This is a genomic window from Synechococcus sp. R6-7 (assembly GCF_047461695.1).
Lineage (GTDB): Bacteria > Cyanobacteriota > Cyanobacteriia > Thermostichales > Thermostichaceae > Thermostichus.
The window spans coordinates 1-5,212 of sequence record NZ_JANSHS010000271.1 but is presented as its reverse complement, the minus strand read 5'-3'; the positions used below and the strand labels follow the sequence as shown (position 1 = coordinate 5,212).

General features: G+C 58.8%; 6 protein-coding genes. 1 reads left to right on the top strand and 5 read right to left on the bottom strand.

Annotation, left to right across the window (positions count from 1 at the left end):
* From NW815_RS08495 to lpdA, 5 genes are all read right to left on the bottom strand, one after another.
* Positions 1 to 251 (bottom strand): hypothetical protein (locus NW815_RS08495; protein WP_414415904.1); only part of this gene is annotated, 251 nt, incomplete at its 3' end.
* Positions 252 to 351: 100 nt separating this feature from the next.
* Positions 352 to 1,416 (bottom strand): A/G-specific adenine glycosylase, encoded by a 1,065-nt coding sequence (gene mutY / locus NW815_RS08490; protein WP_414390512.1) that lies wholly within the window; start codon positions 1,414 to 1,416, stop codon positions 352 to 354.
* 94 nt (positions 1,417 to 1,510) lie between these two features.
* Entirely contained in the window at positions 1,511 to 1,648 is a 138-nt protein-coding gene (locus tag NW815_RS08485; RefSeq protein WP_011432392.1) for a hypothetical protein, read from the bottom strand.
* Between the two features lie 233 nt (positions 1,649 to 1,881).
* Positions 1,882 to 3,210 carry a class I SAM-dependent methyltransferase gene (locus NW815_RS08480; RefSeq protein ID WP_414415903.1) on the bottom strand — a complete coding sequence of 443 codons (1,329 nt, stop codon included), beginning with the start codon at positions 3,208 to 3,210 and terminating at the stop codon, positions 1,882 to 1,884.
* Positions 3,211 to 3,373: 163 nt separating this feature from the next.
* Positions 3,374 to 4,756, bottom strand: a complete 1,383-nt coding sequence (gene lpdA, locus NW815_RS08475; protein ID WP_414388752.1) for a dihydrolipoyl dehydrogenase — start codon at positions 4,754 to 4,756, stop codon at positions 3,374 to 3,376.
* A 119-nt stretch (positions 4,757 to 4,875) separates the two neighbouring features.
* Between lpdA and NW815_RS08470 the strand changes: the two genes are divergently transcribed.
* The coding region (locus NW815_RS08470; protein WP_414415902.1) for an HAD family hydrolase at positions 4,876 to 5,212 on the top strand (337 nt) is incomplete at its 3' end.

The window sequence follows — 5,212 nt, the reverse complement described above, 5'->3', positions numbered from 1 at the left end:
TTTCTGGCCCGTTCCTCGGCTGGATCGGGGGCTTGAGCTTTGGCAACTGCCTCCTCCAGTTGGGCCATCACCGTCTCTGCCGGTTCAGCGGAGCGGACGACATAAAACATTAGGTTAATGGCTTCGTTGGCCGTCAGTTTGAGGGTTTCTTTTCCTTTGGGCACCAGCGCGATCTTGCCATCTGTGGTTGTGATGGCTGTGTGGGATCCCTTGGCCAGAATCTCCCCCGCTTTTTCCAGAGTGACAAGCATATCCGTAGCTCACGGCAGCAGGACATCTACTATCCTATCGAATGTCTTGGGGCAAACGTTCCAGAAGGGTCTAAGCCATTTGGCGGATTGGGTGGGTTCATCATGGGTTGCCATGCTCTGCCAGCCAAGCATGCAAGTGGGGAAACAACTTTTGATTGGCTCCCGGGAAGGGAAATTCCGACAGTTCCGCCGGGCTGACCCAGCGCACCTCGCTACATTGCAGGGCTTGGGCTTCTCCGCCCAGGTAGCGACAGATAAAAGCGATAAGAGTAACGGTGAAATGGGTATAGGCATGTTCGACGGTGGCTAGCGGCGCGACCACCTCGATATCGATGCCGATTTCTTCTTTTACCTCCCGTACTACACACTCGGCAGCCGTTTCTCCCGGCTCGATTTTGCCTCCGGGAAACTCCCACAGCCCGCTGAGCATTGAGCTTTCCAGTCGTCGATCGATAAGGATTTCTTTTCCCCGAAGAACAATGGCAACCGCGATTTGCTTATGAGGACGGGAGGCACGGGGTGCAGACATAGGCAATTGTTGGTGTTGACCTCGATTGTAGGCGCTGCAATCCGCTTGCCAAGGGCACTGGCCACAGTGAGGCTTTTTGGGACGACAGACGGTAGCCCCCAAATCCATCAGGGCTTGGTTAAAAGCCCGCGGCTGCACGGGATCCAACAATTGCTCGGAAAGCTGCCACAGCAGGGACAGACACTGGGACGGAGGCTGCTGCAAAGCCACCAAGCGAGCCAGCACCCGCTTGACGTTGCCATCCAAAATGGGCAAAGGCTGATCGAAGGCAGCGCTGAGAATGCCGCCAGCCGTGGTGCGCCCGATCCCCGGCAGAGCCAACACCTGCTCCAGATCCCTGGGGAACTCACCGTTTCGCTCCCGCATCAAAATTTGGGCAGCTTTGTGCAAGTTCAGGGCCCGCCGATAGTAGCCCAGGCCCTCCCACAGTTTCAGCACCTGCTGCTGGGGGGCTGCCGCCAGTGCTGGGATCCCAGGCAGGGTCTGCATCCAGCGCTGAAAGTAGGGAATGACCGTTGCCACCTGGGTTTGCTGTAACATCACTTCCGAAACCCAAATGGCGTAAGGATCCCGGGTGCGGCGCCAGGGCAGATCCCTTCCGTGGTCACGGTACCAACGTTGAAGAGACTGCCGCAAGCGTTGCAAGAAAGCCTCGTCCCACTCCCCTCCTTTGCTCGGAAGGCTGGCAATGTAGGAAAAACTGACCTCGGCTTCTGATATGGGCTGAGACTCAAGCTGCGTAAGCAAAGTGCAAAGCCCACCAGATCAGGGCCGAAACCACACCGGCCACAATTCCTGCCGAGATCAAAACGACAATTGGGCTATCTGCCCCCTTGAACTTCATAATGCCGCGATTGTAGTCAGCCATCCTTGCCTCCTACCAGCTCTGGCGTTGGGGTTGTCAGGGATGTTGATCGGGATCCAGATCTGCCAGCTCTATTCACAGGGAAAGCTGTGGCGAAGATGTCCCAGTAGAGGTGCTCCGCACCGCCGGCGCAAACATGCCTGGGGAGAAGCACCGTCCTCGGTCATGCATGATACAACCTTAGCATGGAACAGACTTTGACCCTGGTGATTTGGACTGTTTGGAATAACCAGAAGCTAGGCAACCCGCAGGACTAACCGGTCTGCTTCCCACTGTCGAAATAGGTTGAGAAGGTGGTCGGCTCTCTCTTCATGGGCAGCCAGGATCTCAGCGCCAGAACGGGCTTGATTGGCCAAGGGCAGCAGCAGCTCCACCACTTGGTAGCGGGTAGAGGCCATCATCTTGCCAGGGATCCGGGCGATAGGCCAGAAAATATCCATCTTCTGGGTCAGGATCTGGGCCGGATCCAGCTTGCCCAACAGATCTGAAAAGGGGATTTTTTGATCCCAGTAGCGCACGCTGCCATAGCGGACAAACAAGGGGTTGAGTTGCCAGCGGGATCCCTTAAAAAATTCGACTGTAAAGGGATCCCAGTGGTCCACCTTTTTCCCTTGATGGCAACACCAGAAGAGATTTTGCGTGTGATACAGAGGCTCCAGATACTCCATGACCCGCAGTTGGTCGATGCGAGCAAGGGCCTCGTAGCGGCGATGGAACTCCGGGTGGGTGGCGGCAATCAACGGCCTGGCGTTCCAATAGTCCAAGTAGGGGGCTACATCGATAAACTCCAGCCCGGCTTGGGCAAGCAAGTCGGGAATCTCGCCGATGTCGAAAGGAATATCATTGGCATGGAAGAAATTATCGACAATGTTTTCATCTTGTCCATAGTATTCTTGGTGAGCCTTGGCGTGCTTGGCCAAAAGGGAATTGGGGCTGGCTCCCTTCAGCAGTTGCCGCACAAATTCGATCTTTTCTGGGGTTGCAGGTGGGGTGATGCCCAACAACTCCAAGGCTCGCCGAATGCGGTACAGATGCCAACGGCCTGAACGGTTGTAGAGCATCAGCGCCATCACCCCATCGGGAGCCAACCGCGATGCCAGATTGCTCAAAGCCTTCACCGGATCTGCAGTGTGGTGAATCACGCCGTAGGAGCTGATCATGTCGAAGCTGCCTTCGGGCCAAGTAGAGGGATCCAGCAGATCCCCGTACTGCACAGAGCAGTTGCGCAGGCCGTGGTGCTTAATTCGCTTCTGGGCCATCTCCAGGGCTGGGCGGCTGATGTCGATCCCGACCACCGAACCATAGCCGGGGTTGCTGGCGGCAATGCCATGCACTTCCCAGCCGGTGCCACACCCGGCCACCAAAAACCTGGATCCTGTGGGCTCTTGCAGCCTACGGGTGCGGGCGTACTGCGCCAAGGTATAGCTGCCCAGACTGGAGAAGCCCTCAAAGGGCCGGTCGTAAGGAATAGGAGGATAGGGGAAAGTCTCGTACTGGGCCTGCACTGCCTGGGTAATCTCGGCTTCGCTCACCAAAAGCACTTCCTCCCACGCGTTCCCCCCCATCCTAAGGTCTTCTTGACGCTTTGAGCCGGGAGATCTTGCTGGGTTGCCCGTCTGAGAACCTGGCCCTTCACAGCCTGGTTGTAAACCCCGCCGGAGGCAGAGCGGGCGGGACGGAGTCCTCACAAAACCGAGTGAGGCAGGCGACCCTCTGCCGAGCCGTTGGCTAAGGCCCTGCCAGAGCGTGAGTTGCCCGCTTGTAGGCTTCCTCCAGCGTCTCTGCCAAGGTGGGGTGAACGTGCACCAAACCGGCCAGTTCTCGCACCGTGGCCCGGCGAGCAATGGCCTGAGCTGCCTCGTGAATCAAATCCGCCGCATGGGGCCCGAAGATATGGGATCCCAGCAGTAGGCCGGTGCTCTTGTCAAAGACCAGCTTGACCATGCCCTCTGTCTCTCCCGAAGCAATGGCCTTGGAGTTGCCGCCAAAGTAGGTGCGCACCGTGCCCACGCTGTAGCCTTCCTCCTTGGCCTGAGGTTCGGTCAGCCCCACAAAACCCATTTCCGGGTGGGTGAACACCGCGGCCGGGATGCTGAGGTAGTCCATGTAGGCAGTACGGCCACAGATGTTTTCCACGGCCACTCTCCCCTGAGCTGCCGCCGCGTGAGCCAACATCATTTTGCCTGTCACATCCCCAATGGCCCAGAGGTGAGGCAAATCGGTGGCCATGCGGCTATCGACGGGGATGAACCCCCGTTTGCCGGTGTCGATGCCCAGCTCGGCCAAGCCCAGCCCCTCTGAGACCGGGATCCGACCGGCAGCCACCAAGCAGCCATCCACCTGCAGCGTCTCGCCGTTGGAGAGGTGAATCGTTACTGGCTGGCCAGGGATCACCTGCTTGGCCGTGATCCCCACGTAGGTCTGGATTTGCCTGGGCTTAATCAGCACCCGCTGGGCCAGGCGGGCAATATCGGGGTCAAAGGCCGGCATCAGGGTCTCCAGGGCTTCGATGAGGATGACCTGGGATCCCAAGGCAGTGTAGATGTCGGCAAACTCCTGGCCAATGTAGCCGCTGCCGATAATCGCTAGGCGCTCCGGGATCCACTCCAGCCGCACCGCCTCGTCGCTGGTGAACACCGTCCGGCCATCCACCTCGATGCCAGGGGGCACAAAGGGGCGGGAGCCCGTCGCGAGAATGACATCCTGTGCCGTGTAGGTGTGGGATCCCTTCTCTTCCTGGACTTCCACCTGCTGGGGTGCCACCAACTTGCCTCGCCCTCTCAGGATTGTTACCCCCAGCTTCTCCAGCGAGCGAGTCATGTCGGCGCGGATCTTCTCCACCACTTGGGCAGCATGATTGGCAATAGCCTCTCGGTTCACCTGAAGGGATCCCACTTGGATGCCCAGCCCAGAGCTATGTTGCAGTTCCCGCAGGCGTCCTGAGGCGGCCAGCAGAGCCTTGGAGGGGATGCAGCCGCGGTTGATGCAGGTGCCGCCCATTTCTGCACCTTCAACGATGGCGGTCTTCAGGCCAGATTCGACCGCATGTAAAGCAGCGCCGTGGCCGCCGACGCCGGCACCGATGATGATTACGTCAAAATCGAAGCTCATGGCGAGATTGGATAACCGGTGCTTCATTCTCTCATCTTGTCGGCCTTCCCAGAAACCTGGCTAGGGGCACCCAAGCCATGCAGTAGCATAGAGTCGCTTGTAGGCGGGTGGGGGTACACATGACACTCCAAGCTTTGATCTTCGATGTGGACGGCACGCTGGCGGACACGGAGCGGGATGGTCATCGCGTGGCCTTTAACGCTGCCTTTGCCGAGGCAGGGCTGGACTGGCACTGGTCGGTGGAGCTCTACGGCCAACTCCTGGCCATTACGGGGGGCAAAGAGCGCATTCGCCATTTCGTTGCAACCTGCCAGCCGCCGCTACCCCCTGGTGAAGATTTAAATGCCCTCATTGCCCGGCTGCACCAGGCCAAAACCCGCCACTACACTGCCCTATTGGCCCAAGGGGGGATCCCACTCCGCCCAGGGGTGAAGCGCCTCCTGCAGGAGGCCAGAG

Coding starts and splice junctions, on each gene's coding strand:
- NW815_RS08480 (WP_414415903.1), bottom strand. CDS start 3,210: ATGGGGGGGAACGCGTGGGAGGAAGTGCTTTTGGTGAGCGAAGCCGAG.
- lpdA (WP_414388752.1), bottom strand. CDS start 4,756: ATGAGCTTCGATTTTGACGTAATCATCATCGGTGCCGGCGTCGGCGGC.
- NW815_RS08485 (WP_011432392.1), bottom strand. CDS start 1,648: ATGGCTGACTACAATCGCGGCATTATGAAGTTCAAGGGGGCAGATAGC.